This window comes from Streptomyces sp. NPDC006430 (assembly GCF_040612395.1).
Lineage (GTDB): Bacteria > Actinomycetota > Actinomycetes > Streptomycetales > Streptomycetaceae > Streptomyces.
The window spans coordinates 44,814-70,154 of sequence record NZ_JBEXQA010000025.1 but is presented as its reverse complement, the minus strand read 5'-3'; the positions used below and the strand labels follow the sequence as shown (position 1 = coordinate 70,154).

Annotated in this window: 31 protein-coding genes; 5 read left to right on the top strand and 26 right to left on the bottom strand. The window is 67.9% G+C overall.

Translation table 11 applies throughout. The features are described 5' to 3' along the window. Window positions 1-14: 14 nt before the first annotated feature. The 22 genes from ABZZ20_RS27965 to rfbB form a co-directional block, all read right to left on the bottom strand. Window positions 15-200 carry a type Z 30S ribosomal protein S14 gene (locus ABZZ20_RS27965; protein WP_003956452.1) on the bottom strand — a complete coding sequence of 62 codons (186 nt, stop codon included), beginning with the start codon at window positions 198-200 and terminating at the stop codon, window positions 15-17. A gap of 5 nt (window positions 201-205) precedes the next feature. After that, entirely contained in the window at window positions 206-757 is a 552-nt protein-coding gene (gene rplE / locus ABZZ20_RS27960) for a 50S ribosomal protein L5 (protein WP_030298216.1), read from the bottom strand. After that, entirely contained in the window at window positions 757-1,080 is a 324-nt protein-coding gene (gene rplX / locus ABZZ20_RS27955; protein WP_053687972.1) for a 50S ribosomal protein L24, read from the bottom strand. Before rplX ends, rplE begins: the two co-directional genes overlap by 1 nt. Before the next feature lie 2 nt (window positions 1,081-1,082). Next, window positions 1,083-1,451 carry a 50S ribosomal protein L14 gene (rplN, locus tag ABZZ20_RS27950; protein ID WP_003956455.1) on the bottom strand — a complete coding sequence of 123 codons (369 nt, stop codon included), beginning with the start codon at window positions 1,449-1,451 and terminating at the stop codon, window positions 1,083-1,085. 100 nt (window positions 1,452-1,551) lie between these two features. Further along, entirely contained in the window at window positions 1,552-1,833 is a 282-nt protein-coding gene (gene rpsQ, locus ABZZ20_RS27945) for a 30S ribosomal protein S17 (protein WP_030026328.1), read from the bottom strand. After that, window positions 1,833-2,057, bottom strand: coding sequence for a 50S ribosomal protein L29 (rpmC, locus tag ABZZ20_RS27940; protein ID WP_054222532.1), 225 nt, complete (start codon window positions 2,055-2,057; stop codon window positions 1,833-1,835). The genes rpsQ and rpmC overlap by 1 nt, the downstream gene beginning before the upstream one ends. Next, window positions 2,057-2,476: a 50S ribosomal protein L16 gene (rplP, locus tag ABZZ20_RS27935; RefSeq protein WP_030026326.1), complete on the bottom strand. Its 420-nt coding sequence runs from the start codon at window positions 2,474-2,476 to the stop codon at window positions 2,057-2,059. The genes rpmC and rplP overlap by 1 nt, the downstream gene beginning before the upstream one ends. Before the next feature lie 5 nt (window positions 2,477-2,481). Next, entirely contained in the window at window positions 2,482-3,321 is an 840-nt protein-coding gene (gene rpsC / locus ABZZ20_RS27930) for a 30S ribosomal protein S3 (RefSeq protein WP_007265905.1), read from the bottom strand. Further along, a complete protein-coding gene (rplV, locus tag ABZZ20_RS27925; RefSeq protein ID WP_136213228.1) occupies window positions 3,321-3,668 on the bottom strand; it encodes a 50S ribosomal protein L22 in 348 nt (115 codons plus the stop codon). The genes rpsC and rplV overlap by 1 nt, the downstream gene beginning before the upstream one ends. A gap of 43 nt (window positions 3,669-3,711) precedes the next feature. Next, entirely contained in the window at window positions 3,712-3,993 is a 282-nt protein-coding gene (rpsS, locus tag ABZZ20_RS27920; protein ID WP_030154697.1) for a 30S ribosomal protein S19, read from the bottom strand. Window positions 3,994-4,005: 12 nt separating this feature from the next. Beyond that, entirely contained in the window at window positions 4,006-4,842 is an 837-nt protein-coding gene (rplB, locus tag ABZZ20_RS27915) for a 50S ribosomal protein L2 (RefSeq protein WP_356874203.1), read from the bottom strand. 40 nt (window positions 4,843-4,882) lie between these two features. After that, the gene (gene rplW / locus ABZZ20_RS27910; RefSeq protein WP_030298212.1) at window positions 4,883-5,206 is read right to left on the bottom strand and encodes a 50S ribosomal protein L23; all 324 of its coding nucleotides are present in this window, start codon (window positions 5,204-5,206) and stop codon (window positions 4,883-4,885) included. Continuing rightward, window positions 5,206-5,856 carry a 50S ribosomal protein L4 gene (rplD, locus tag ABZZ20_RS27905; RefSeq protein WP_030026322.1) on the bottom strand — a complete coding sequence of 217 codons (651 nt, stop codon included), beginning with the start codon at window positions 5,854-5,856 and terminating at the stop codon, window positions 5,206-5,208. The genes rplW and rplD overlap by 1 nt, the downstream gene beginning before the upstream one ends. Before the next feature lie 5 nt (window positions 5,857-5,861). Beyond that, window positions 5,862-6,506: a 50S ribosomal protein L3 gene (rplC, locus tag ABZZ20_RS27900; protein ID WP_356874201.1), complete on the bottom strand. Its 645-nt coding sequence runs from the start codon at window positions 6,504-6,506 to the stop codon at window positions 5,862-5,864. A gap of 14 nt (window positions 6,507-6,520) precedes the next feature. Then, entirely contained in the window at window positions 6,521-6,829 is a 309-nt protein-coding gene (gene rpsJ / locus ABZZ20_RS27895) for a 30S ribosomal protein S10 (protein WP_003948644.1), read from the bottom strand. A gap of 477 nt (window positions 6,830-7,306) precedes the next feature. Next, window positions 7,307-9,112, bottom strand: a complete 1,806-nt coding sequence (locus ABZZ20_RS27890) for a hypothetical protein (protein WP_356874199.1) — start codon at window positions 9,110-9,112, stop codon at window positions 7,307-7,309. Window positions 9,113-9,163: 51 nt separating this feature from the next. Beyond that, window positions 9,164-10,069, bottom strand: a complete 906-nt coding sequence (locus tag ABZZ20_RS27885) for a glycosyltransferase family 2 protein (RefSeq protein WP_356874197.1) — start codon at window positions 10,067-10,069, stop codon at window positions 9,164-9,166. 9 nt (window positions 10,070-10,078) lie between these two features. Then, complete coding sequence (locus tag ABZZ20_RS27880) at window positions 10,079-10,510, bottom strand: DUF2304 domain-containing protein (RefSeq protein WP_356874195.1); 432 nt, start codon at window positions 10,508-10,510, stop codon at window positions 10,079-10,081. Further along, entirely contained in the window at window positions 10,510-11,196 is a 687-nt protein-coding gene (locus tag ABZZ20_RS27875) for a glycosyltransferase family 2 protein (RefSeq protein WP_356874193.1), read from the bottom strand. Before ABZZ20_RS27875 ends, ABZZ20_RS27880 begins: the two co-directional genes overlap by 1 nt. 68 nt (window positions 11,197-11,264) lie before the next feature. Beyond that, on the bottom strand, window positions 11,265-12,596 hold the full coding sequence (locus ABZZ20_RS27870) for a hypothetical protein (RefSeq protein WP_356874191.1): 1,332 nt from the start codon (window positions 12,594-12,596) through the stop codon (window positions 11,265-11,267). After that, the gene (gene rfbD, locus ABZZ20_RS27865) at window positions 12,593-13,522 is read right to left on the bottom strand and encodes a dTDP-4-dehydrorhamnose reductase (protein ID WP_356874189.1); all 930 of its coding nucleotides are present in this window, start codon (window positions 13,520-13,522) and stop codon (window positions 12,593-12,595) included. Before rfbD ends, ABZZ20_RS27870 begins: the two co-directional genes overlap by 4 nt. Next, on the bottom strand, window positions 13,519-14,496 hold the full coding sequence (rfbB, locus tag ABZZ20_RS27860; RefSeq protein ID WP_356874187.1) for a dTDP-glucose 4,6-dehydratase: 978 nt from the start codon (window positions 14,494-14,496) through the stop codon (window positions 13,519-13,521). The genes rfbD and rfbB overlap by 4 nt, the downstream gene beginning before the upstream one ends. A gap of 82 nt (window positions 14,497-14,578) precedes the next feature. Between rfbB and rfbA the strand changes: the two genes are divergently transcribed. The 4 genes from rfbA (at window position 14,579) to ABZZ20_RS27840 (ending at window position 17,919) form a co-directional block, all read left to right on the top strand. Next, the gene (rfbA, locus tag ABZZ20_RS27855; protein ID WP_356874185.1) at window positions 14,579-15,454 is read left to right on the top strand and encodes a glucose-1-phosphate thymidylyltransferase RfbA; all 876 of its coding nucleotides are present in this window, start codon (window positions 14,579-14,581) and stop codon (window positions 15,452-15,454) included. Continuing rightward, window positions 15,451-16,050 carry a dTDP-4-dehydrorhamnose 3,5-epimerase gene (gene rfbC, locus ABZZ20_RS27850; protein ID WP_356874183.1) on the top strand — a complete coding sequence of 200 codons (600 nt, stop codon included), beginning with the start codon at window positions 15,451-15,453 and terminating at the stop codon, window positions 16,048-16,050. The genes rfbA and rfbC overlap by 4 nt, the downstream gene beginning before the upstream one ends. A gap of 377 nt (window positions 16,051-16,427) precedes the next feature. Continuing rightward, window positions 16,428-17,282, top strand: a complete 855-nt coding sequence (locus ABZZ20_RS27845) for a helix-turn-helix domain-containing protein (RefSeq protein ID WP_356874181.1) — start codon at window positions 16,428-16,430, stop codon at window positions 17,280-17,282. Window positions 17,283-17,331: 49 nt separating this feature from the next. Beyond that, complete coding sequence (locus ABZZ20_RS27840) at window positions 17,332-17,919, top strand: Uma2 family endonuclease (protein WP_356874179.1); 588 nt, start codon at window positions 17,332-17,334, stop codon at window positions 17,917-17,919. A gap of 109 nt (window positions 17,920-18,028) precedes the next feature. Here the strand turns inward: ABZZ20_RS27840 and tuf are convergent, their stop codons facing one another. From tuf to rpsL, 4 genes are all read right to left on the bottom strand, one after another. Beyond that, window positions 18,029-19,222, bottom strand: coding sequence for an elongation factor Tu (tuf, locus tag ABZZ20_RS27835; protein WP_356874177.1), 1,194 nt, complete (start codon window positions 19,220-19,222; stop codon window positions 18,029-18,031). Window positions 19,223-19,372: 150 nt separating this feature from the next. Next, a complete protein-coding gene (gene fusA / locus ABZZ20_RS27830; RefSeq protein ID WP_356874175.1) occupies window positions 19,373-21,505 on the bottom strand; it encodes an elongation factor G in 2,133 nt (710 codons plus the stop codon). A gap of 39 nt (window positions 21,506-21,544) precedes the next feature. Then, a complete protein-coding gene (gene rpsG / locus ABZZ20_RS27825; RefSeq protein WP_007265894.1) occupies window positions 21,545-22,015 on the bottom strand; it encodes a 30S ribosomal protein S7 in 471 nt (156 codons plus the stop codon). 2 nt (window positions 22,016-22,017) lie between these two features. Next, window positions 22,018-22,389 (bottom strand): 30S ribosomal protein S12, encoded by a 372-nt coding sequence (gene rpsL / locus ABZZ20_RS27820; protein ID WP_007265893.1) that lies wholly within the window; start codon window positions 22,387-22,389, stop codon window positions 22,018-22,020. Window positions 22,390-22,803: 414 nt separating this feature from the next. On the opposite strand from rpsL, the gene ABZZ20_RS27815 reads away from it, so the two are divergent. Continuing rightward, window positions 22,804-25,302 (top strand): YfhO family protein, encoded by a 2,499-nt coding sequence (locus ABZZ20_RS27815; protein WP_356874173.1) that lies wholly within the window; start codon window positions 22,804-22,806, stop codon window positions 25,300-25,302. Window positions 25,303-25,341 lie beyond the last annotated feature (39 nt).

Genomic DNA, 25,341 nt, shown 5'->3' with positions numbered 1-25,341 from the left:
CGGACGGAAGGGAATTACCAGGAGCTCTTGGTCACGCCCGGCAGCTCGCCACGGTGAGCCATCTCACGAAGGCAGACGCGGCACAGGCCGAACTTGCGGTACACGGAGTGGGGACGACCGCAGCGCTGGCAGCGGGTGTACGCACGCACACCGAACTTGGGCTTGCGGGCAGCCTTCGCGATGAGAGCCTTCTTCGCCATCTCGCTTACGCCTCCTTGAAGGGGAAGCCGAGGTGACGAAGGAGGGCACGGCCCTCGTCGTCGTTGGTCGCCGTGGTGACCACGGTGATGTCCATACCCCGGGTACGGTCGATCTTGTCCTGGTCGATCTCGTGGAACATGACCTGCTCCGTGAGACCGAAGGTGTAGTTGCCACGGCCGTCGAACTGCTTCGGCGACAGACCACGGAAGTCACGGATACGCGGCAGCGCGAGCGACAGCGTACGGTCCAGGAACTCCCACATGCGGTCACCACGGAGGGTGACGTGGCAGCCGATCGGCTGACCCTCGCGCAGCTTGAACTGCGCGATGGACTTGCGGGCCTTCGTGACGGCCGGCTTCTGACCGGTGATCGTCGTCAGGTCGCGGATGGCGCCGTCGATCAGCTTGGAGTCGCGGGCGGCGTCGCCCACACCCATGTTGACCACGATCTTCACGAGACCGGGGATCTGCATGACGTTCTCGTACGAGAACTCTTCACGCAGCTTGCCCGCGATGTCCTCGCGGTACTTCGTCTTGAGACGCGGAGTGGTAGCCATCAGATGTCCTCACCCGTCCGCTTGGCAACGCGGATCTTGTTGCCCTCGTCGTCGAAGCGGAAACCGACGCGGGTAACGACCTTCTGGCCGTCCTTCTCCACGACCAGCTGAACGTTGCTGACGTGGATCGGCGCCTCGGTGATCACGATGCCACCGGTCTGCGAGCCACCAGCGGTCTGGCCGGCCTTGGTGTGCTTCTTGACCCGGTTGACACCCTCGACCAGGACGCGGTTCTCGCTGGGCATGGCCGCGATGACCTTGCCCTGCTTGCCCTTGTCCTTACCGGTGATGACCTGGACCAGGTCGCCCTTCTTGATCTTCATGCTTACAGCACCTCCGGCGCGAGCGAGATGATCTTCATGAACTTCTTCTCGCGCAGCTCACGGCCCACGGGGCCGAAGATACGGGTGCCACGAGGGTCGCCGTCGTTCTTGAGAATGACAGCGGCGTTCTCGTCGAAGCGGATGTACGAGCCGTCCTGGCGGCGGCGCTCCTTGACGGTGCGAACGATGACCGCCTTGACGACGTCACCCTTCTTCACGTTGCCACCGGGGATCGCGTCCTTGACGGTGGCGACGATGACGTCACCGATGCCCGCGTAGCGGCGACCGGAACCACCGAGAACACGGATGCAAAGGATCTCCTTGGCACCAGTGTTGTCGGCGACACGCAGTCGCGACTCCTGCTGGATCACGTCTATCTCCTGATTGTCTGCCGGTTCCCGGCGAGGGGTCCGTTACCGGAACCCCTCGCCGAGCCTGGCGGAACTGACCTGAGGGAAACCCCTCAGGTGATTACTTGGCCTTCTCGAGGATCTCGACGATGCGCCAGCGCTTGCTCGCCGACAGCGGACGCGTCTCCATGATGAGGACGCGGTCGCCGACGCCGGCAGCGTTCTGCTCGTCGTGAGCCTTGAGCTTGTTCGTACGGCGGATGACCTTGCCGTACAGCGCGTGCTTCACACGGTCCTCGACAGCGACGACGACGGTCTTGTCCATCTTGTCGCTGACGACGAGACCCTCACGGGTCTTGCGGAAACCGCGCTCGTTCGTCTCAGTCACGTTCTTCTCGCTCATCAGGCGTTCTCCACCGTCTCGATACCGAGCTCACGCTCGTGCATCAGGGTGTAGATGCGAGCGATGTCCTTACGGACGGACTTGAGCCGGCCGTTGTTCTCGAGCTGACCCGTGGCCGCCTGGAAGCGGAGCTTGAACAGCTCTTCCTTGGCCTCGCGCAGCTTGCCAACGAGCTCCTCGTTGCCGAGCTCACGCAGCTCGGACGCCTTGGTTCCCGTCGCCATCACGACTCACCTGCCTCGCGCCGAACAATCCGGCACTTCATCGGAAGCTTGTGAGCAGCGCGGGTGAGCGCCTCACGAGCAATCTTCTCGTTCGGGTAGGACAGCTCGAACATGACCCGACCCGGGTGCACGTTCGCGATCCACCACTCGGGAGAACCCTTACCGGAACCCATGCGGGTCTCGGCGGGCTTCTTCGTCAGCGGACGGTCCGGGTAGATGTTGATCCAGACCTTGCCGCCACGCTTGATGTGGCGGGTCATCGCGATACGAGCCGCCTCGATCTGGCGGTTCGTCACGTAGGCGGGGGTGAGCGCCTGGATGCCGTACTCGCCGAACGAGACCTCAGTACCGCCCTTGGCCATACCGCGGCGCTTCGGGTGGTGCTGCTTGCGGTGCTTGACCCTACGAGGGATCAGCATGTCGGTCAGGCCTCCGTTCCGGTGCTCTCGGCCGGAGCGGCGGCGGGAGCGTCGGCCTTGGGGGCCTCGGCACCAGCAGCCTGCTGCGGCTTGCGGCCACCACGGCCGCCGCGCTCGCCACCGCGGCCACCACGGCCGGCGGGACGGTCGCCAGCGCCGGCACCACGGGCCGGGCGGTTACCCGCACGGGCCGCAGCGTTCTCGGCGCGAACCTCGGCGATGTTCTTGACGTCGCCCTTGTAGATCCAGACCTTCACACCGATACGGCCGAAGGTGGTCTTGGCCTCGAAGAAGCCGTAGTCCACGTTCGCGCGCAGCGTGTGCAGCGGCACACGACCCTCGCGGTAGAACTCGGAGCGGGACATCTCGGCGCCGCCGAGGCGACCGCCACACTGGATCTTGATGCCCTTGGCGCCGGCCTTCATCGTGCCCTGCATGCTCTTACGCATGGCGCGACGGAAGGAGACGCGGGAGGAGAGCTGCTCGGCAACGGCCTGAGCAACCAGCTGAGCGTCGAGCTCGGGGTTCTTGACCTCGAGGATGTTCAGCTGGACCTGCTTGCCCGTGAGCTTCTCGAGGTCACCGCGGATGCGGTCGGCCTCGGCGCCACGGCGGCCGATGACGATGCCCGGACGAGCGGTGTGGATGTCCACACGCACGCGGTCACGGGTGCGCTCGATCTCAACCTTCGAGATGCCGGCGCGCTCCATGCCGGACGTCATCATCCGACGGATGGCGACGTCTTCCTTGACGTAGTCCTTGTACAGCTTGTCGGCGTACCAACGCGACTTGAAGTCGGTGGTGATGCCGAGCCGGAACCCGTGCGGGTTTACCTTCTGGCCCATTACCGGGAACCTTCCTTGCTGCTGACGACCACGGTGATGTGGCTGGTCCGCTTGCGGATCCGGTAGGCACGGCCCTGGGCGCGCGGACGGAACCGCTTCAGGGTCGGGCCCTCGTCCACGAACGCCTCGCTGATGAACAGCGAAGAGGCGTCCGGGTGGTTGTAGTTGTGTGCGGCGTTGGCAATGGCGCTGTCCAGCACCTTGCCGACCGGCACGCTCGCGGCCTGCGGGGCGAAACGCAGGACCGCCTGAGCCTCCGTGGCATCCATGCCACGGATAAGGTCCACCACGCGGCGGGCCTTCATGGGCGTGACGCGGATGTACCGCGCCTGGGCCCTGGCTTCCATGGTTGTCCCTTCGGTGTAAGTCATAGTCGTAACCACCCCGCCTTTAGCGGCGCTTCGACTTCCGGTCGTCCTTGACGTGGCCGCGGAAGGTGCGAGTCGGCGAGAACTCGCCGAGCTTGTGGCCGACCATCGACTCGGTGACGAACACCGGGACGTGCGTCTTGCCGTTGTGCACCGCGATGGTGTGACCCAGCATCGCCGGGATGATCATCGAGCGACGGGACCAGGTCTTGATGACGTTCTTGGTACCAGCTTCGTTCTGAGCGTCCACCTTCTTCACGAGGTGTCCGTCGACGAAGGGTCCCTTCTTGAGACTGCGCGGCATCTAAACCCGCTCCTAGCGCTTCTTGTTCGTCTTGCGGCGGCGGACGATGTACTTGTTCGAAGCCTTCTTCGGCGAACGAGTACGACCCTCCTTCTGACCCCACGGGGAGACCGGGTGGCGACCACCGCTGGTCTTGCCCTCACCACCACCGTGCGGGTGGTCAACCGGGTTCATCGCGACACCGCGGACGGAGGGGCGAACGCCCTTCCAGCGCATGCGGCCGGCCTTGCCCCAGTTGATGTTCGACTGCTCGGCGTTGCCGACCTCGCCGACCGTGGCGCGGCAGCGCGCGTCGACGAGACGGATCTCACCGGACGGCATACGAAGGTGGGCCATCGTGCCCTCCTTCGCCAGCAGCTGCACGGAGGCACCCGCGGAACGGGCGAACTTGGCGCCACCACCGGGACGGAGCTCGATCGCGTGGATCGTGGTACCGACCGGGATGTTGCGGAGCGCCAGGTTGTTGCCGGGCTTGATGTCGGCCGTGGGGCCGTTCTCAATCCGGTCGCCCTGGGACAGACCGCGGGGAGCGATGATGTAGCGCTTCTCGCCGTCCGCGTAGTGCAGGAGCGCGATGCGCGCGGTGCGGTTGGGGTCGTACTCGATGTGCGCGACCTTGGCCGGCACGCCGTCCTTGTCGTGACGACGGAAGTCGATCACGCGGTAGGCGCGCTTGTGTCCACCACCCTGGTGGCGAACAGTGATCCGACCGGTGTTGTTACGGCCGCCCTTGCTGTGCAGCGGGCGAACCAGCGACTTCTCCGGCGTGGACCGCGTGATCTCGACAAAGTCGGCGACGCTGGAGCCACGACGGCCCGGGGTCGTCGGCTTGTACTTGCGGATACCCATTTCTCAGTCCTCGTCCGATTCCGGACGACTCAGGACTCCGTTAGGAGGCCTGGCCGCCGAAGATGTCGATACGGTCGCCCTCAGCGAGGGTCACGATGGCGCGCTTGGTGTCAGCACGCTTGCCGAAACCGGTCTTGGTGCGCTTGCGCTTACCCTGACGGTTGATCGTGTTGACCCCGGTGACCTTGACCGAGAAGACCGCCTCGACGGCCTGCTTGATCTGGGTCTTGTTGGCGCCGGGCGCGACGATGAACGTGTACTTGTTCTCGTCCAGCAGCGCGTAGCTCTTCTCCGAGACAACCGGCTTGATCAGCAGGTCGCGCGGGTCAGTGAAGGTCTTGCTGGTAACGGTCGCCTCAGACATCAGGCGTCGCTCCCTTCGGTCTCGTCGGCCTTGGGGCCAGACACGAAGGACTCAAGCGCGGCCTGGGTGAAGACCACGTCGTCAGAGACGATCACGTCGTACGTGTTCAGCTGGCCCGGCTCCAGGATGTGAACCTGGGGCAGGTTGCGGGCGGACAGCCACGCGGCCTCGTCGGCACGCTCGACGACCAGGAGCAGGTTCTTGCGCTCCGAGATCTTGCCGAACAGCGTCTTGGCGGCCTTCGTGGAGGCAGCACCCTCGACCACGCCGGTGACGACGTGGATGCGGGAGTGACGCGCACGGTCCGAGAGGGCACCGCGAAGGGCGGCGACCTTCATCTTCTTGGGGGTCCGCTGCGAGTAGTCACGCGGCTGCGGGCCGTGGACGACGCCACCGCCGGCGAACTGCGGAGCGCGGGTCGAACCCTGACGGGCGCGGCCGGTGCCCTTCTGGCGGTACGGCTTCTTGCCACCACCACGGACTTCGCCACGGGTCTTCGTCTTGTGCGTGCCCTGACGGGCAGCAGCCAGCTGAGCGACGACGACCTGGTGGATCAGCGGAACGCTGGTCTTCGCGTCGAAGATCTCCGCGGGGAGCTCGACGGTACCGGCCTTGTCGCCTGCCGGCGAAAGGATGTCAATGGTGCTCATTAACCTCAAGCCCCCTTGGCCGCGGTACGGACCAGGACGAGGCCGCCGTTCGGACCGGGGACTGCGCCCTTGATGAGCAGCAGACCCTTCTCCGCGTCTACCGCGTGGATGGTCAGGTTCTGGGTGGTGACGCGCTCGTTGCCCATACGACCAGCCATGCGCATGCCCTTGAAGACACGCCCAGGGGTGGCGCAGCCACCGATCGAACCGGGGGAGCGGTGCTTGCGCTGCACACCGTGACCGGCGCCGAGGCCCCGGAAGTTGTGCCGCTTCATGACACCGGCGAAGCCCTTGCCCTTGCTCTTGCCCGTGACGTCAACCTTGACGCCGGACTCGAACACCTCAGCAGTGATCTCCTGGCCGAGCGTGTACTCGCTGGCGTCGGAGGTGCGGAGCTCCACCAGGTGGCGGCGCGGGGTCACATCGGCCTTGGCGAAGTGGCCCTTGAGGGGCTTGTTCACCTTGCGCGGGTCGATCTCGCCGAAGGCGATCTGGACCGACTCGTAGCCGTCGATGTCGTTCGTACGGACCTGGGTAACGACGCAGGGCCCGGCCTTGACGACGGTCACCGGGACGACACGGTTGTTCTCGTCCCAGACCTGGGTCATGCCGAGCTTCTCGCCCAGGACGCCCTTGATCTGCTTTGCCATCTTCTCGACGCCTCTCAGAGCTTGATCTCGATGTCAACGCCGGCCGGAAGGTCCAGGCGCATCAGCGAGTCAACGGTCTTGGGCGTCGGGTCGAGGATGTCGATCAGGCGCTTGTGCGTGCGCATCTCGAAGTGCTCGCGCGAGTCCTTGTACTTGTGCGGCGACTTGATGACGCAGTACACGTTCTTCTCAGTGGGCAGCGGCACCGGGCCTGCGACCGACGCACCAGTGCGGGTCACCGTCTCGACGATCTTCTTCGCCGAGGAGTCGATGACCTCGTGGTCGTAGGCCTTGAGCCGGATGCGGATCTTCTGTCCCGCCATGGCTACTCCGTAGTCCTGTCTGTTGTGGAAACGCTCTGGCTCTCGGGCGGCTGTGGATCTCTCCACTGCTTCTCTCCGACCCACGCGGTCGGGCGTGTCGCACTCCCTCTACAGAAAATTCCCATACGGAAATTCCCTCGTCCAAGGGGGTGCGGTCCCAGGACCGCGGTTCGGGGGAGAAACACCCACCGAGCGCCTGGCAGGCACCGTGCTGACGCTTCCCAGAAGATTCCCGTACGTCCGCCCCATTGCTGCCCCGAAAGGCAGATAAAGGCGACGAGTACTGTGGGACTCGCTTCCGGTCCTCCCGGCGGGAGGCGCGCAGCATCGGCACTCAGCCGAGCAACTTGAGTAGTCTGCCATACAAGACACGTACTGCGCCAATCGGGCCGTAGAGAATACCCCTCTACGGTGAGTGGTCAAACCGCGCCACCCTGCGAAGTCCCTGGCGAACAGCGCCCTCGGCCCGCGGTCCCGTCAGGACCGGCGCCAGAGCACCAGGCCGTGCTTCTCGTCCACCGTGGCGACGCGCCAGCCCGCGGGCCGGTGGACCCAGCTGTCCTCGGGCTTGGCCGTGCCCTTGGGCAGGTTCAGCACGGCCGCGGTCGCCTTCGCCGGCGGCTGCTCGCCCTTTCGGAGGTCCTTCGTCCAGACCCGGCCGTCGTAGACCTCGTACGTCTGCGCCATGCGCAGGTCCCAGTCGACGGAAGGGTCCATCACCAGGTTGTCGTCAGTGCTGACGCCCATCGCCTTGGGGAAGCCCGTGGCCTGGTACTTCCGGTGCTTCGCATGCTGCACGGCCACGTTCTCGGTGACCGCGACGGTGGCGTAGGCCCCGAACAGGGCGAGCGACAGGGCGACGGCCCAGACCACCCGGCGTCCACCGGCCAACCGGAAGAGCAGGCACGCACCGAAGACCAGCAGCGCGCCGGCGATCGTCCGCCACATGTGGAGCTTCGACCACTCCGAGGCGAGGAACAGGGCGTCCGGCATGCCCCACGGGATGATGGCCAGCTTGGAGAGGCCCTTGCCGACCACGGAGATCACGAACTCGGCGGTCACCACGACGAACAGCACCGAGGCCGCAGCCAGCCTGAGCAGCGAGCCGATCCGTGCCCGGTACAGCGTCGCGACGCCCACCACGAAGAACGCCGGCACGAGGGGGGCCAGGTAGCGGGCGTAGACCCAGTTGTCGATCCGGTCGTCGGTCGGCAGACCGGCCGCCGAGGCCAGCGCGGTCCCGCCCAACGCGGCGACCATGCAGAACGCGACCACCCGGGAGGCCCGCGGGATGCGCGCACTGAACACCGCGAACACGCAGATCGCGACGGCCAGCGCCCCGAAGCCCCACGAGGAGGTGGCGAAGTACCAGAGCTGGCCGACCGAGCGGGTGATCGTCCGGCGCAGTAGCTGCTGGTTCACCAGGTTGTCGATGACCTGGGTTCCCACCGAGCTCGGCGGCGCGTCCTTGAACTGTGCTTCGAGCCAGCGGGCCATGAGCTTCGCGCCCAGTACGGAGACGGCGAGCGCCCCCGCCGCCGCGGCCGTCGAACGGCGCGGCGCCCAGGTGAAGACCAGAGCGGCCAGCAGCACCACGGCGGTGAGGGCCACCACCACGCCACCGCGGTCGTGCACCGCCATCGCGAAGCCGGCGGAGAGGCCGAGGCCGATCCCGTACTGGACCCGTCCGCGCAGCGCACCCTCGCTGAGCCAGCCGTGCAGGGTGATCAGCCAGCAGAGCAGGAGCACCGGGAAGACGGTGTCCGACATGGCGAACTCGGAGTAGAAGACCACCGGCGGCATCAGTGCGGCTGCCGTAGCGATCAGCACCGAAAGCATCTTGGGCAGGTCCAGCCGCCGCAGGGCCACGTAGGCCAGCGGGAAGACCAACGCGTTGAGCAGCGTGTTGATGCCCATGACCAGGTGGTAGGCCGTGACCGGATCGTCCGCGATCCGCAGCGCCGGGGAGAGGAGCAGCGGATAGCCGCCGGGGATCACCACCCCGACCGGCATCTCGGTCGTGGACCGCCCGGCCAGGACCCGGGCCAGCACCAGGTAGGACGCCTCGTCCGCGTGGACGGAGGGGTAGCTGTTGTGGAGCACCAGCGAGAGCCGGAAGAGCACCTGTATGACGTATCCGGCCAGCAGGACGACCGGCCAGAACCACGGCCGGACGGCAGCGGCCTCGTACAGGGCGCGCAGTCGTACGGCCGTCTCCGATGCATCGGACCGTTCGGGGGTCTGCGCGTCGGGCACGTCAACGGATTCGGCTGCCGACTGCACGGTGGTGACTCCCTGTTCCGGTTGGGTTTCGAAGACGGCCGCTCGCCGCATTTAGCTCGGGTGGCGCTGGCCCGCGGTCAGGGCGTGCCGGGCGAGGACCTTCGCACCGTCGCGCTGGCCCCGGCGCAGGGCGCCGGGGAGCATCGTGAGCGCGTGCAGGCGCGAAGCGCTGTGGAACCGGGCCGCGCGCGCCGCCTTCGGCCAACCCCGGGCGTCCATACGGGCGGCCACCGCGGCGAAGTACCGCTCGGCCTCGGTGAAGCGGGTGCCGGAGAACGCCTGGACTGACGATTCGCTGACCGCGTGGCGCCGGTACTGGAACACCGTGGTGGACTCGTCGATCAGCATCTGCTCGCCGAGCTCCAGGAGGTCGACCACCAGCGCCAGGTCCTGGATCACCGAGTAGTCGTCGCGGAAGTTGACCCCGCGCAGGGCCTCGCCGCGCCAGCAGATCGACGGGAAGTACAGCCAGTTCCCGCGCAGCACGCTGGCGGCCAGCTCTTCACCGCCCATCAGGCGCCGTCCCTTGACCTGCGGGGCGTACAGCCGCCGCTTGGTCTGGTCGGCCAGCCCGTACGCCACCTGCCCGTCGCCGTCGATCACCTCGACGCCGGGCTGGACCATGCCGATGCCCGGGTTGGCCTCGATGATCCCGCGGACGGTCTCCAGGTAGTGCGGGTGCAGCAGGTCGTCGCAGCCCATGATGACGACGTGGTCGGCCTCGGACAGCCGTACGCACTTCTGGAAGTTCTTCGTGATGCCGAGGTTCTGCTCGTTGCGGGTGTAGTGCACCCGCTCGTCGCCGAGCGAAGCGAACCAGCCCGGGACGTCCGGCTCCTTGCCGTCGTCGATGACGACGAGGCGGAAGTTCGGATCCGTCTGGGCCAGGACGCTGCGGACGGCGTCCTGCATCAGCTGCACGTCCCCGTAGTAGGGGAGCATGAAGTCGAAGGTCACCACGGGACGTCAGGCCTTCACGGAGTCGGAGTCGGCATCGGCGTGCGCATCGACGCTCGCCCCGGCGTCGGACGCGGGGGCGGTCGAGCCGAGGCGCTCGTCGTTGTGCCGGGCGCCCTCGCTCAGGGCCACCGTCCGGGCCAGGTCGGTGATCTTCTTCTCCAGCGAGCGGAAGCGCAGGAAGGTGTTGAGGGTCAGGAATCCCATCGCCAGCACCATGACGTACAGCACCAGGTCGGTGCCGCGGCCGACGCCGAGCTGGTGGGCCAGCCAGGTGACGTCCGTGGGCCGCAGCACGGCGTAGACGTTGACGATGACGAACACCGAGAACGCGATGCGCTTCCAGGCGCGGTTCTTCGCCTGACTCCACGTCCGTATGAACATCAGTGCCATCGACACCGAGCCCGCGATGAGCAGCAGCTGGATCCAGAAGTACTTCATCAGCGGTTTCGCTCCCGCATCGTGATGTCAAAGATGATGTTGACGCCGTTGATCAGGGACTGACCCTTGGCGCGCGAGTACTCGGTGTAGAGGATGTCCACGGGGACCTCGGTGACGCGCAGTCCGGACCCGGCCAGGAAACCGACGATCTCGGACGCGTGCGCCATGCCGTTCATCGTGATGTCCAGCTGCTCGGCCGCCTTGCGGCTCAGCACGCGCAGGCCGTTGTGCGAGTCGGTGAGCTTGAGCTTGCGGGCGGTCGGGCTCACCGTCGCGGCCGTGCGCAGCACGACGCGCTTGATCCACGGCACCTGGCCGTTCTGCTCGATGAAGCGCGAGCCGAGGACCACGTCGGCCTCGTCGTCGCGCAGCACCTGCACCATCTTCTCGACGTCGTGCGTCTGGTGCTGGCCGTCCGCGTCGAAGGTCGCGAAGTAGCGGGCGCCGGGCTGGGCGAGGGCGTACTTGAGGCCCGTCTGCAGGGCCGCGCCCTGGCCGAGGTTGACCGGGTGCCGCACCAGGTGGGCGCCCGTGGTCGCGATGTGCTCCGCCGAGTTGTCGGTGCTGCCGTCATCGACGACGACTATGTTCGGGAAGGTCGTGCGCGCTCCCTCGACCACATCGGCGATCACCTGGCCCTCGTTATAGGCCGGTATGACCAGCCAGACATCGTCGTATTGGGACACGGTAGCTCCAGCGGAATGTGGCACGTTCGCGTGCTCGGTGATCGATGGGACGTCGGAAGCCGGCATGGTCACTCCCCCACCGCTCCGGCGCCCAGTGGGCTTGCGGCGACCTCGTACCCAGGGCCCTCGGTCGCGCCCGGAGCCGCTCCGGGGAACCTCAGCCTCAGCACGGCCAGCATACCGAGCACGGTGGCGAGGGAGCCGAGAGCGTAAGCCAGGATGACGCGGAGGGCGACGTCGCCCGGGGTGAAGGTGACGCCGATCAGGACGACGGTGCCGATGGCCCAGCAGAGCAACTGCAGGTTGTGCCGCTTGAATACCATCAGCGCCTGTCCCAGCACCATCGCGAACATGTACGCCACGGTGCCGGCGGACAACAGGAAGAAGTCGAGGCAGCCCAGTACGGGACCTGCATCGAACAGGACCTTGATGAGCCAGGGGCCGAGCACGGTCGCGGGCACTCCGCCGAGCAGGCCCAACAGCCCGACGACCACGCCGATCCGGCGCAGCATCGCCGAGAAGGCCGCCCGGTCGCCGGCCGTGTAGGCGGCGGTGAGCCCACCCAGCAGCGAGGCCTGCAGCGAGCCGAAGACGAAGAGCGGCACCCGGGCCAGGACCAGTGCGTTCAGCAGTGCCGCGATCAGCACGCTGTCGGTCGGGGCCAGCAGCTTGGTGCTCATGACCGCCGCGTTGACGACGACTTGGGACAGCAGCGTCGAGCAGATCAACAGGCCCAGCCCGGCGACCAGTTCCCGCCACGCGAGCTGCTCGCCGGGGCCGACGGCGCGCAGCAGCGTCGGCAGGGTGACCAGGGTCGCGATGACGGGCGCGATGGCCAGCACCAGGCTGAAGGCGAGCGCGGAGTGCAGCCCGAACACCGCGCAGCCGAACGCGAGCGCGATGCGCAGCCCGCCGTCGACGGCGAGCTGAGTTCCGTACGCCCCGAACTGGCCGAGGCCGGCGAGCACTCCACGGGTCAGGTAGCAGACGGCCATGCCCGTGAAGGCGCCGCCGAGGGCCGCCACCAGAGCGCGGTCGCCGCGGAACAGCAGGTCCGCGATCGGGGTGGCGCCGAGGGCGAGGACCAGCAGGGTCGCACCGAGCATCCCCGCGGTCAGCAGCGTGGCCCGGCGCAGCACGGGGGCCGCGCCCTGGTCCAGCACCACGCGCGCGGAGACGATCCGGGTGAGTTCCTGCTCGATGGGGAAGAAGATCCCGAGGCCGAGCGCCATGACGATCGTCCACAGCACGGAGACGTTCGCCATGGCGTCCGTGGACAGGCTGTGGCCGGCCACGCCCAGGTGGACGTACGAGGCCGCACCGAGCACGACGGTGCCGCCGGCCACCGCGACGGTGCCCGGCGGCAGCGCCGCGGTGAGCCTGCTCAGCGGGGACGTCATCCCGTACTGCCGTTCTTGGCCGAGTCGGCCAGTGCGGTGAACGCGGGGGTGGCGAGGGCTTCGGCGAGCTGCTCGCGCCAGTCGGCCAGCGGGGCCAGGCCCGCTTCGGCCCAGCGGTCGTGCGCGAGCACGCTGAACGCGGGGCGCGCGGCCGGACGGACGAACGCGGCGGAGGTGGTGGGCCGGATCCGCTCGGGGTCCAGCCCGCTCAGCCGGTAGCTCTCGCGGGCCAGCCCGAGCCAGGTGGTCCGGCCGCTCGCGGTGCCGTGGTAGACGCCGCCGGGGGCCCGGCCCGCCAGCGCGGCCAGGCCGAGCTCGACGAGGTGGCGGGCCAGTGCGTACGACCAGGTGGGCTGGCCGTGCTGGTCGTCGACCACGTCCAGGGTGTCCCGCTGGGCCGCCAGCTTGAGCATGGTGGCGACGAAGTTCGCCCCGTGCTCGCCGTACAGCCACGCGGTGCGGACCACGTAGCCGTCCTGCGGCAGCAGTTCGGCGACCGCCTGCTCGCCGGCCAGCTTGCTGCGCCCGTACGCGTTGACCGGGCCGGTGGCCGCGTCCTCGCGGTACGGCTCGGAGGCGTCCCCGGGCAGCACGTAGTCGGTGGAGACGTGCAGCAGGCGTGCACCGGCGGCGGCGCAGGCCTCGGCGAGGACGCGTACGCCGGTGCCGTTGACGGCGGTTGCGGCCTCCTCGGCCGTCTCCGCGGCGTCCACGTTGGTCCACGCGGCGCAGTTCACGACCACGGCGACGCCCTCGACGGCGGCGCGGACCGCAGCCGGGTCGGTGATGTCGAGGTCGGCGCGGCCGAGGCCGGTGGCCTCGATCCCGGCGTCCTTCAGGACGGCCAGGACGTCCTGGCCGAGCATCCCGGCAGCACCGGTGACGGCCCAGCGCCCGGCGGCGGAGTTCGTGCCGTGCGCGCTCACTTCTGCAGGGCCGCCTTCGCCTTCAGCGGCTCCCACCAGGCGCGGTTCTCGCGGTACCAGTCGATGGTGGCGGCGATGCCGTCCTCGAAGGTGACCTGCGGGGCGTAGCCGAGCTCGGAACCGATCTTGCTGATGTCGATGGAGTAGCGGAGGTCGTGGCCCTTGCGGTCCTCGACCTGCTCGACCATGTCCCAGCCGAGGCCGGCCGCCTCCAGCAGCACGCCGGTGAGTTCCTTGTTGGTGAGCTCGGTGCCGCCGCCGATGTTGTAGACCTCGCCGGCGCGGCCCTTGCGCATCGCCAGGTCGATGCCGCGGCAGTGGTCGGAGACGTGCAGCCAGTCGCGGACGTTGCCGCCGTTGCCGTACAGCGGGACCTTCTTGCCGTCCATCAGGTTCGAGACGAACAGCGGGATGACCTTCTCCGGGAACTGGTAGTGCCCGTAGTTGTTGGAGCAGCGCGTGACGACCACGTCCATGCCGTGCGTCCGGGCGTAGGCCAGCGCCAGCAGGTCGGAGGAGGCCTTGGAGGCGGAGTACGGGGAGTTCGGGACCAGCGGCCACTCCTCGGTCCAGGAGCCCTCGGTGATCGACCCGTACACCTCGTCGGTGGAGATGTGGACGAAGCGGCCCACACCGTGCTTGCGGGCGGCGTCCAGCAGCACCTGCGTGCCCACGACGTTGGTCATCACGAACGGGCCGGCACCGGCGATCGAGCGGTCCACGTGGGACTCGGCCGCGAAGTGCACCACGACGTCGTGCCCGGCCATCACCTGGTCGACGGCCTCGGCGTCGCAGATGTCGCCCTTGACGAACGTGTAACCCGCGTGGTCGGCGACCGGCGCGAGATTGGCTTCGACTCCGGAGTAGGTCAGCTTGTCGAAGACCGTGATCTGGGCCGATGCGTCTGCACCGAGCTGCTGGCGGACGAATTCTGAACCGATGAAGCCGGCGCCGCCGGTCACGAGGATGCGCATAATACGAAGAGTCTAGCCGCTCGTACACCACCGATCCGGCCCGGACCACGGCGCCCGGAAGCTCTCGCATAGGGTTGTCCCCATGCGTGGAATTCTCTTGGCCGGTGGCACCGGATCCCGACTCTGGCCGCTGACCCGGGCAGTCTCGAAGCAGCTGCTCCCCGTCTTCGACAAGCCGATGATCTACTACCCGCTCTCCACCCTGGTCATGGCCGGAATCAGCGAGATTCTCGTCATCACCACGCCGGAGGACCGTGCACAGTTCGAGCGACTGCTCGGCGACGGCTCCCAGTTCGGCATACGGCTGGAGTACGCGGTCCAGGAGCGCCCCGAGGGCATCGCCCAGGCCTTCGTGCTCGGCGCCGACTTCATCGGTGACGAGTCCGTCGCCCTGATCCTCGGCGACAACATCTTCCACGGCAGCGGCCTCGGCACGCGGCTGGCGGCGCACACCGAGTCCAAGGGCGGCCGGGTGTTCGCCTACCCGGTGGCGGACCCGACGGCGTACGGCGTCGTCGAGTTCGACGAGAACGGCCAGGCCATCTCCATCGAGGAGAAGCCGGTCAAGCCCAAGTCCCGTTACGCGGTGCCGGGTCTGTACTTCTACGACAACCGCGTCGTGGAGATCGCCCGCGACCTGAAGCCCAGCGCCCGCGGCGAACTGGAGATCACCGCGGTCAACGACGCGTACCTCCAGGCCGGTGAGTTGAATGTCACCATCCTCGACCGCGGTACCGCCTGGCTCGACACCGGGACCTTCGTCTCGATGGTCCAGGCCTCGGAGTTCGTCCGGGTGATAGAGGAGCGTCAGGGCTTCAAGATCGGCTGCATCGAGGAGGCGGCCTGGCGGGCCGGCCTGATCGACTCCGCGCAGCTGCGCGAACTGGCCCAGCCGCTCCTCAAGAGCGGTTACGGCGACTACCTGCTGAGCCTGCTCGAAGAGGAGACCTCCCGGTGAAGTTCCGCCAGCTGTCCATCGAGGGCGCCTACGAGATCACCCCGCAGCTGCACGGGGACCCGCGCGGCCTGTTCACCGAGTGGTACCGCTTCGACAAGCTGTCCGAGGTCGTCGGCCACCCGCTGAACCTGGCGCAGGCGAACCTCTCGGTCTCCTCGCGCGGTGTGGTCCGCGGCATCCACTTCGCCGACGTCCCGCGCGGCCAGGCCAAGTACGTGACCTGCGTGCGCGGGGCTGTGCTCGACGTCATCGTGGACCTGCGGGTCGGTTCCCCGACCTTCGGCACGTGGGAGGGCGTCCGGCTCGACGACGTGGACCGCCGCGCGGTCTACATCCCCGAGGGCCTGGGCCACGGGTTCTGTGCGCTGAGCGACGACGCCACGCTGTCGTACCTCTGCTCGGAGACGTACAACCCGACCGGCGAGCACTCGGTTCACCCGCTGGACCCCGATCTGGGCATCGAGTGGCCCGCGGACGTCCCGCTGCTGTCCGCCCGCGACGAGGCCGCCCCGTCGTTGGCCTCGGCCATCGAGACGGGTCTGCTGCCCGACTACGCCGTCTGCAACGAGTTCACCGAGTCGCTCCGCGTGAGCTGACCACGGCCGTACGAGCCGTACGCAGGAGGGCCGCACCCCGCCCGGGGGTGCGGCCCTCCTGCCGTTCCGCCCCTGCCGTTCCGCTCCCGCCGTTGCCTGGCCGGACCGGGACGCGGGTACCGCGTCCCGGCTGACCGCTTCACGGTCGCCTTAGACGTATTTGCTGGGCAGTACCGGAAGCGAAAGAACCGTGCCGAACCCCTCCAGCCTCCCACCGGGGGCCCGTAGCTCACACGGGTGAACCGGGCCAACTGGGCTGGCTTTCAAGGGGGTTCGCTGGCATATGCTCGCCGCGACAACCCAGACATACGTCGGCCCCCGGCGGGACTCGCAATCCCGGCCGAGGGCCTGGCCAACCAGGAAGTAGCACCTTCCCGATGGATGCCCCGCAGCCTACCGTCATCGCGCGCGCCTCGGTCCGGAATCCCGACGAGACCCCCCGATCCGGTGTGGTCCACGTCAACGCCCGGCACACCCGCCGCTTCACGGTCGTCGGCAACCACCTCGCCCAGCACCCCGAACTGTCCCTGACGGCCCGCGGTCTGGCCCTCTACATCCAGTCCCTACCGACCGGCGCCCGCATCGGCATCAAGGACCTGGCCCCGCAGTTCCCCGAGAGCGAGCACCGGATCGCCGGAGCCCTGCGCGAGCTGGAGACGTACGGCTACCTGCGTCGCACCCGGGAGCGGCTGCCCAACGGCCGGATGGTCACCCGTACGGTCTCCTACAACCGCCCGGGCTGCCTGCCCGAGGACCGGGAACCAGCCGAACCAGCCGTACCGGCCCCCGTACCGGCGTCCGAGGCAGCTCCCTCGCCACCGCCGCCTCCCCCACTGCCCGAGCCGCGTGACCCCGTGGACCCGTTCCGGCGGCAGGTGGCCGCCGCTCTCCTCGCCGAGCTGCGTCGCGTCGACCACCGGCTCCTGCTGGGCACCGAGGACATCGACCGGCTCGCACCCACCGTCGAGGCCTGGCTGGAGCGCGGAGCCCGGCCCGAATCCGTCATCGCCGTCCTCACGGCGAACCTGCCGCCGCAGATCCGCAACCCCGCCGGTCTCATCGTCCACCGGCTGACCGCCCAGCTCCCACCGCCACTGGAGCCCGTACGCCGCGCGCCGGCCTTCGTCCCGCCCGATCCCTTCCAGACCTGCCAGACCTGCGACCTCGCGTTCCGCGCCCCGGCCCCGGGCCACTGCCAGAGCTGCCACCCCGATCTGAAGGAGACTGCCTAGCATGAAGGTGATGACTCGGCCCCAAGGGACCAGACGAGGAGCCAGCGCCATGACCGTCACGTCGAACGAGGAGCGGCAAAGCTCTCCCCAGTACCGCGCCCTGCGCGACACCGTCGACAGCATGCAGCACAGAGTTCCGGGAAAGTTGGAGATCACTAAGGAAGGGATCGTGCACGACATGATGTCCCCGGGGCGTCCTCACGAGTTCACCGCCGGCCTGGTGAGCCGTCGGCTGGAACGACTGATGCCGGAAGGGACGTGGGCGTTCACAGGGACACCCGACGTGGAGGTCGAGCCAGAAGGCATCAGGCGGCACCCCGACATCATGGTCATCCCCCTGGAGGACATGGAGGGTGAAGGTTCCTTCGACCCCCGCACCCTCATCGCCGCCATCGAAATCGTCTCCCGCTCCAACCCCGACAACGACTGGATCGGCAAGATGCGGGACTACCCGCTCCTCGGCATTCCCGTCTACGCCGTCTTCGATCCGCGTACCGGCAGTGGCGCCGTCATGACGGACATCCACAGCACACCCGACGGCCCCCGGTACGCCACCCGCAAGGACTTCGTCTACGGCGAGGACGTCACCATCGCCGAATGGACCATCTCCACCGAGGGACTCCCCCGCTACGCCTGAGCCGCCCCGGGCACGACGAAGGGCCCCGCCCCACCGCCGAAGCAGTGGGACGGGGCCCTCCCGTCAAACATGGTGCCCGCTCGCGCGAGCTACCAGGTCAGAACACGAATTACTTCGTGATCTTGGTGACCTGGCCGGCGCCGACCGTACGACCACCCTCACGGATGGCGAACTTCAGGCCCTCCTCCATGGCGACCGGCTGGATCAGCGCGACCGACATCTCGGTGTTGTCGCCCGGCATGACCATCTCGGTGCCCTGCGGGAGGGTCACGACGCCGGTCACGTCCGTGGTACGGAAGTAGAACTGCGGGCGGTAGTTGTTGAAGAACGGGGTGTGACGGCCACCCTCGTCCTTCGACAGGATGTAGGCCTGGGCCTCGAACTCGGTGTGCGGCGTGACCGAACCGGGCTTGATGATGACCTGGCCGCGCTCGACGTCCTCGCGCTTGATGCCACGGAGGAGCAGACCGACGTTCTCACCGGCCTGGCCCTCGTCGAGCAGCTTGCGGAACATCTCGATACCGGTGACCGTGGTGGTGGTCTTCTCTTCCTTGATACCGATGATGTCGACGGTCTCGTTGACCTTCAGGACACCACGCTCGATACGGCCGGTGACGACCGTACCGCGACCGGTGATCGTGAAGACGTCCTCGACGGGCATGAGGAACGGCTTCTCGGTGTCACGCGGCGGGGTCGGGATGGCCTCGTCGACGGCGTCCATCAGGCCGAGGAGCTTGTCGCCCCACTCCTTGTCGCCCTCGAGCGCCTTCAGCGCGGAGACGCGGACGACCGGCAGGTCGTCGCCCGGGAACTCGTACTCGGAGAGGAGCTCACGGACCTCGAGCTCGACGAGCTCCAGGATCTCCTCGTCGTCCACCATGTCGGCCTTGTTCAGGGCGACGACGATGTACGGAACGCCGACCTGGCGGGCCAGGAGCACGTGCTCCTTGGTCTGCGGCATCGGGCCGTCGGTGGCGGCGACCACGAGGATCGCGCCGTCCATCTGCGCGGCACCGGTGATCATGTTCTTGATGTAGTCCGCGTGACCCGGGCAGTCGACGTGGGCGTAGTGACGCGCCTCGGTCTGGTACTCGACGTGCGCGATGGAGATGGTGATACCGCGCTGGCGCTCCTCAGGAGCCTTGTCGATCTGATCGAAGGCCGAAGCCGCGTTCAGGTCCGGGTACTTGTCGTGCAGCACCTTGGTAATGGCGGCCGTGAGGGTCGTCTTACCGTGGTCAATGTGACCGATGGTGCCGATGTTGACGTGCGGCTTAGTCCGCTCGAACTTCGCCTTCGCCACGGGGGTCCTCCTGAGAGTGGTTCTGTACGCCTTGAATCATCGGCGCCAGGTGATCTTTGCTGGATAGCCGGTTCCCCCGGGGCAACGGGAGGTTTACTCCTGTTGCCCCAGAGGCTCCGGTGGCAAGCCTAAAGCGTGAACTCGGAAGAGTTACTCGCCCTTGGCCTTCGCGATGATCTCCTCGGCGACGTTCCGCGGAACCTCGGCGTAGGAGTCGAACTGCATCGAGTAGCTGGCGCGACCCGAGGTCTTGCTGCGGAGGTCGCCGACGTAGCCGAACATCTCCGAAAGCGGCACGAGGCCCTTCACGACGCGAGCGCCGTGACGCTCCTCCATGGCCTGGATCTGGCCACGGCGGGAGTTGATGTCGCCGATGACGTCACCCATGTAGTCCTCGGGCGTGGTGACCTCAACGGCCATCATCGGCTCAAGGAGCACGGGAGAAGCCTTGCGCGCGGCCTCCTTGAAGGCCTGCGAACCGGCGATCTTGAACGCGAGCTCGGAGGAGTCGACCTCGTGGTAGCCACCGTCGAGAAGAATGACGCGGACGCCCGTCATCTCGTAGCCCGCCAGGATGCCGAACTGCATGGCCTCCTGCGCACCGGCGTCGACCGAAGGGATGTACTCCTTCGGGATGCGGCCACCGGTGACCTTGTTCACGAACTCGTACGCCGGACCATCGGCGTCCGTGATCGGCTCGATCGCGATCTGCACCTTGGCGAACTGACCGGTACCACCGGTCTGCTTCTTGTGGGTGTAGTCGTGACGCTCGACGCCCTTGCGGATCGTCTCGCGGTAAGCGACCTGCGGCTTGCCGACGTTGGCCTCGACCTTGAACTCGCGCTTCATACGGTCGACCAGCACCTCAAGGTGCAGCTCGCCCATACCGCCGAGGATGGTCTGGCCGGTCTCCTCGTCCGAGTGAACGTGGAAGGAGGGGTCCTCCTCCGCGAGACGCTGGATGGCGACACCCAGCTTCTCCTGGTCACCCTTGGACTTGGGCTCGATGGCGACCTGGATGACCGGAGCCGGGAAGTCCATGGACTCCAGGATCACGGGTGCCTTGTCGTCACACAGCGTCTCACCGGTGGTGGTCTGCTTCAGGCCCATGACGGCGACGATGTCACCGGCGCCCACCGCGGCGATCTCTTCACGCTTGTTGGCGTGCATGCGGTAGATCTTGCCGATGCGCTCCTTCTTGCCCTTGACGGAGTTCAGCACCGAGGTGCCGGCCTCCAGGCGGCCCGAGTAAACCCGGACGAAGGTGAGCTTACCGAGGTGCGGGTCGCTCATGATCTTGAACGCCAGCGCCGCGAGGGGCTCCTCGTCGGACGGCTTGCGCTTCACGACGACCTCGGCGTCCTTGACGTCGTGGCCCTCGATGGCCTCGATGTCCAGGGGCGACGGCAGGTAGCGGACGACGGCGTCGAGCAGGGGCTGAACACCCTTGTTCTTGAACGCCGTGCCACAGAACACCGCAGTGATCGTGGGCTCGCCCTTGCCCTTGCCGGAGCCGAGGATGATGCGACGGACGGCGGCGTGCAGCTGCTCCACGGACGGCTCGTCGCCGTTCAGGAAGAGCTCCATGATCTCGTCGTCGTTCTCGGCGACGGTCTCGACCAGCTTGCCGCGCCACTCTTCAGCAGCCTCGGTGTGCGTGGCCGGGATGTCGACGATGTCGTACATCTCGCCCTTGGTCGCCTCGGCGGACCAGACGAACGCCTTCATCGTGACGAGGTCGACGACACCCTGGAAGTCGGCCTCGGCACCGATGGGGAGCTGCATGACGATCGGAACCGCACCGAGGCGGTCCTTGATCATGTCGACGCAGCGGTGGAACTCGGCGCCGGTGCGGTCGAGCTTGTTGACGAAGCAGATGCGGGGCACGCCGTAACGGTCGGCCTGACGCCAAACCGTCTCGGACTGCGGCTCCACACCGGCGACACCGTCGAAGACGGTGACGGCGCCGTCGAGGACGCGGAGCGAACGCTCCACCTCGACGGTGAAGTCGACGTGACCCGGGGTGTCGATGATGTTGATGGTGTGGTCAACGTCTTCGAGGGGCCAGTGGCAGGTCGTAGCGGCAGACGTGATGGTGATACCACGCTCCTGCTCCTGCTCCATCCAGTCCATCGTGGCAGCGCCGTCGTGGACCTCACCGATCTTGTACGACACACCGGTGTAGAACAGGATGCGCTCGGTGGTGGTCGTCTTGCCCGCGTCGATGTGGGCCATGATCCCGATGTTGCGGACCTTGGCCAGGTCAAGCGAAGTGGTAGCCATAAGGCTTCGGTCTTCTCTCGGTCTCGATGTGGGGTGGGACTACCAGCGGTAGTGCGCGAAGGCCTTGTTGGACTCGGCCATCTTGTGCGTGTCCTCACGCTTCTTGACGGCCGCACCGAGGCCGTTCGAGGCGTCGAGGAGCTCGTTCATGAGGCGCTCGGTCATGGTCTTCTCGCGGCGGGCGCGGGAGTAGCCCACGAGCCAGCGCAGCGCGAGGGTCGACTGGCGACCCGGCTTGACCTCAACCGGCACCTGGTAGGTCGCGCCACCGACACGGCGGGACTTGACCTCGAGGGACGGCTTGACGTTCTCCAGCGCGCGCTTCAGCGTGATGACCGGGTCGTTGCCGGTCTTCTCGCGGAGGCCTTCCATGGCGCCGTAAACGATGCGCTCGGCGGTGGAGCGCTTGCCGTTCAGGAGAATCTTGTTGATGAGCGAGGTCACCAGAGGAGATGCGTAGACCGGGTCGATGATGACCGGGCGCTTCGGGGCGGGGCCCTTACGAGGCATTCTTACTTCTCCTTCTTGGCGCCGTAGCGGCTGCGGGCCTGCTTGCGGTTCTTGACAGCCTGGGTGTCAAGCGCACCGCGGATGATCTTGTAACGAACACCCGGCAGGTCCTTCACACGGCCACCACGCACGAGCACGATCGAGTGCTCCTGCAGGTTGTGTCCCTCACCCGGAATGTAAGCGGTGACCTCGATGCCGGAGGTCAGACGCACACGCGCGACCTTACGGAGCGCCGAGTTCGGCTTCTTCGGGGTGGTCGTGAACACACGCGTGCAGACACCGCGGCGCTGGGGCGAAGCCTCAAGCGCGGGCGTCTTCGTCTTCTCGACCTTGTCCTGCCGGCCCTTACGGACCAGCTGCTGGATCGTAGGCACTACTTCTCCGGTTTCTGTGTGCCGTGTAGTGAAGCTAACCTGGAACTTTGCCGACCCACGCGGTCGGGTGTGTCGGATCCGGCGGACCTCCGCGCAAGCACGGAAACGCATGGATCGCGGTGGCTGATTCGGCTCGCATGCGGCTCATGGACACGCACGGGAGCCCAGGCACACCCCAGGCACAAGGTCTGAGCGTACCTACCGCATCCACTCCGGTCAAAACAAAAGCCCGGGCACGACGACCGGCACATCCCCGCCGGTCATGTGCCGCACGGGCGAGGGCCGGGTGAGGCCGCCCCGACTCGCGCATGTGGTAAGGGCGTGGTACTCGAACCGGGGGAGGCGACCGTCCTGCGCGAACTAAACTGCCCCAGCGATCCACCCCAAACGCCACGACCTTCAGGGAGCGGGACATTGCGGACGGTCACCTCGGAGCCGACGGCGGCGGACACCCCGGTCGGCCCGTCGCCCCGCAGCCGACACCCGCGCCTCCCCCGTCCGTACCCGCGCCTCGGCCGTCCGTACGGGCCCCTGCTGGCGTTCCTCATCACCTCGGGCGCGTTCTGCGCCGCCTGGGTGACGCGCGGCACCTTCCCCTTCGGCAACACCGGCCGGGCCATCAACGACCAGGCCAACCAGTACGTGCCCTTCCACCGGGCGCTGTGGGACCTGGTCCACGGGCAGGCCGCCGGCGACGTGCTCTTCACCTGGCACTCCGGCTTCGGCCAACAGTTCCTGTCCGACTCCTACACCTACCTGGGCAACCCGTTCTCCTGGCTGACCGTCCTGGTCCCGCGCGCCCACGTCGATCTCGCCGTCTTCGCGATCACCCCGATCACGATGGGCACCGCCGCCGCCGTGATGACCGTCTACCTCGGCAAGCTGCACCCCGGACCGTGGTGGCAGCGCGGGGTCCTCGGCGCCTGCTACGGGCTGTGCGGCTGGGCACTCAGCGACGCCTCGTACATCCCCATGTGGCTGTGGGGCCTGGTCGCGCTCCCCCTGCTCGGCATCGCCGTCGAGTGGTGCCTGGAGGAGCGCCGCTGGCCGGGCGTGGCGCTGTTCGTCGCACTCGCCTGGTTCGGGAACTTTTACACCGCGATGATGGCCACCATGGCGGCCTGCGTCCTGCTCGCCGTCCGCCTGATCACCCGGGACCTGACCGGCCGCCAGCGACTGCGCGTCCTGTGGCGGGCATCGACCGCCACCGCCACCGGCGTCCTCCTCACGTTGCCGCTCCTGCTGCCGTCCTTCCTCTCCAGCGGCTCCGCCCAGCCGACCCAGGCCGGCGCCTTCGATCCGGTGCGGATCGAGGTCTTCCTCGCCGGGATGCTCCCGGCCACCCATCTGTGGGGCGGCCGGCCGCGGCTGTACGTGGCCTCGCTGGGCCTGATCCTCGCCGGATCATTCCTGTTCAACGCCGCCATCGCGAAGAAGACCCGCCTGGTGTGGGCGGCGGCGACCCTGCTCGTCGTCGCCTCGTTCCAGTTCCCGCCGACCCAGTACGTGTGGCACGGCCTGGCGGTCCCGAACGGCAATCCGTACCGCGAGACCTTCGTCTTCAGCGGCATGGTGGTGGTCCTCGCCTGGCTGGCCCTGGCCCACCGCCCGCGCCCGCTCCACCTCGGGCTCACGGCCGCCCTGCTGGTGGCCGCCACCTTCCTACTGCGCCACACCGACGACTTCGGCGGCTGGACCTGGCCGGCGGTACTCCTCGGCACAGCGGTCTCCCTCCTGGCCCTGGTCCTGCTCGCCCTGGGCGAGGAGCGCCGGGTCCTGATCCCGGTGGCCGCCGCATTGATGGTCGGCGTGGTCCTCGCCGAATCCACGGTGGCCGCCGCCAACGCGGACGCCCGCCGCTCCCGCGAACGCTGGGCCAAGCCGGTCGCCACCTCGAACCGCTCCATCGGCGCGCACTTCGACGCCGTCCGGGGCGTGGACGGATGGCCCGCGTACCGGACCGATCCGGGCGCGCCGCAGACCTCGTACAACGACGGCATCGCCCTGCGCGCCGAGGGCCCGCAGTACTACAGCAGCTACCTGCCCGAAGCCACCTACCAGGCGCTCCAGCCCCTGGGCTACGGCTTCAAGAACGACGGCCGGACCTTCTTCGGCGCCGACAACCCGGTGCTCGACGCGATCTTCTCGATCGGTGCCCGCGTCCGTCCGGGCACGGCGAAGGACACCTGGACGGGCAGCCGCTTCCCGGCGCCCCCGCTGGTGACGGTCCGCCCGGCGCCCTTCACCTCGCCCAACCCGGCGGACAGCGTCTACGCCCGCCAGGAGAACGTGCTGGGCGCGACCGTCTACCAGGTCCCGAAGCCCACCCGGAGCGGCAGCGCCGGCGAGCAGACGTACACGGCCCGGTGCACGCCCGGCTCCGAGGCGTACTGGTTCTCCCCCGCCCTCTACGGCACCCTCGCGCACGGCGGCGCGGAGCGCCCGCTGCAGGACGAGACGAGCGGGGTCATGAAGCTGGGCCCGGTCCCCGCCGACGGCACGGTCACGGTCACGGTGCGGACCGGCACCAAGGACGCCACGGCCGGGGAACACCCCATCGGCTGCCTGAACCGCGCCGACCTGGACACGGCGGTCGCCCGGCTCAAGGCCACGGGCGCCACGAAGGTCACGGCGGGCGGCCACACCATCGAGGCCACCCTCCCGAAGGGCGCCACCGGCACGGCGGTCTTCGCGATGACCGACGTCCCGGGCTGGCAGTGCACGGCCCCGATCCGCGATTTCCACGGCCTGGTCTCCCTCCCCCTCCCCCCGGGCACGGAGAAGGTCTCCTGCACGTTCACCCCGAAGGGCCTCATCCCGGGCCTGGCAGCCGCCGCCCTCGGCCTCCTCGCCCTCGCCTCGGTCACCACCACCGCCCTCCGCCGCCGCGGTCGCAGTCGCGTCCGGGGGTAATCCGCCTGTTCCAGCGCCGCCCGAACCGACCGGACGTCC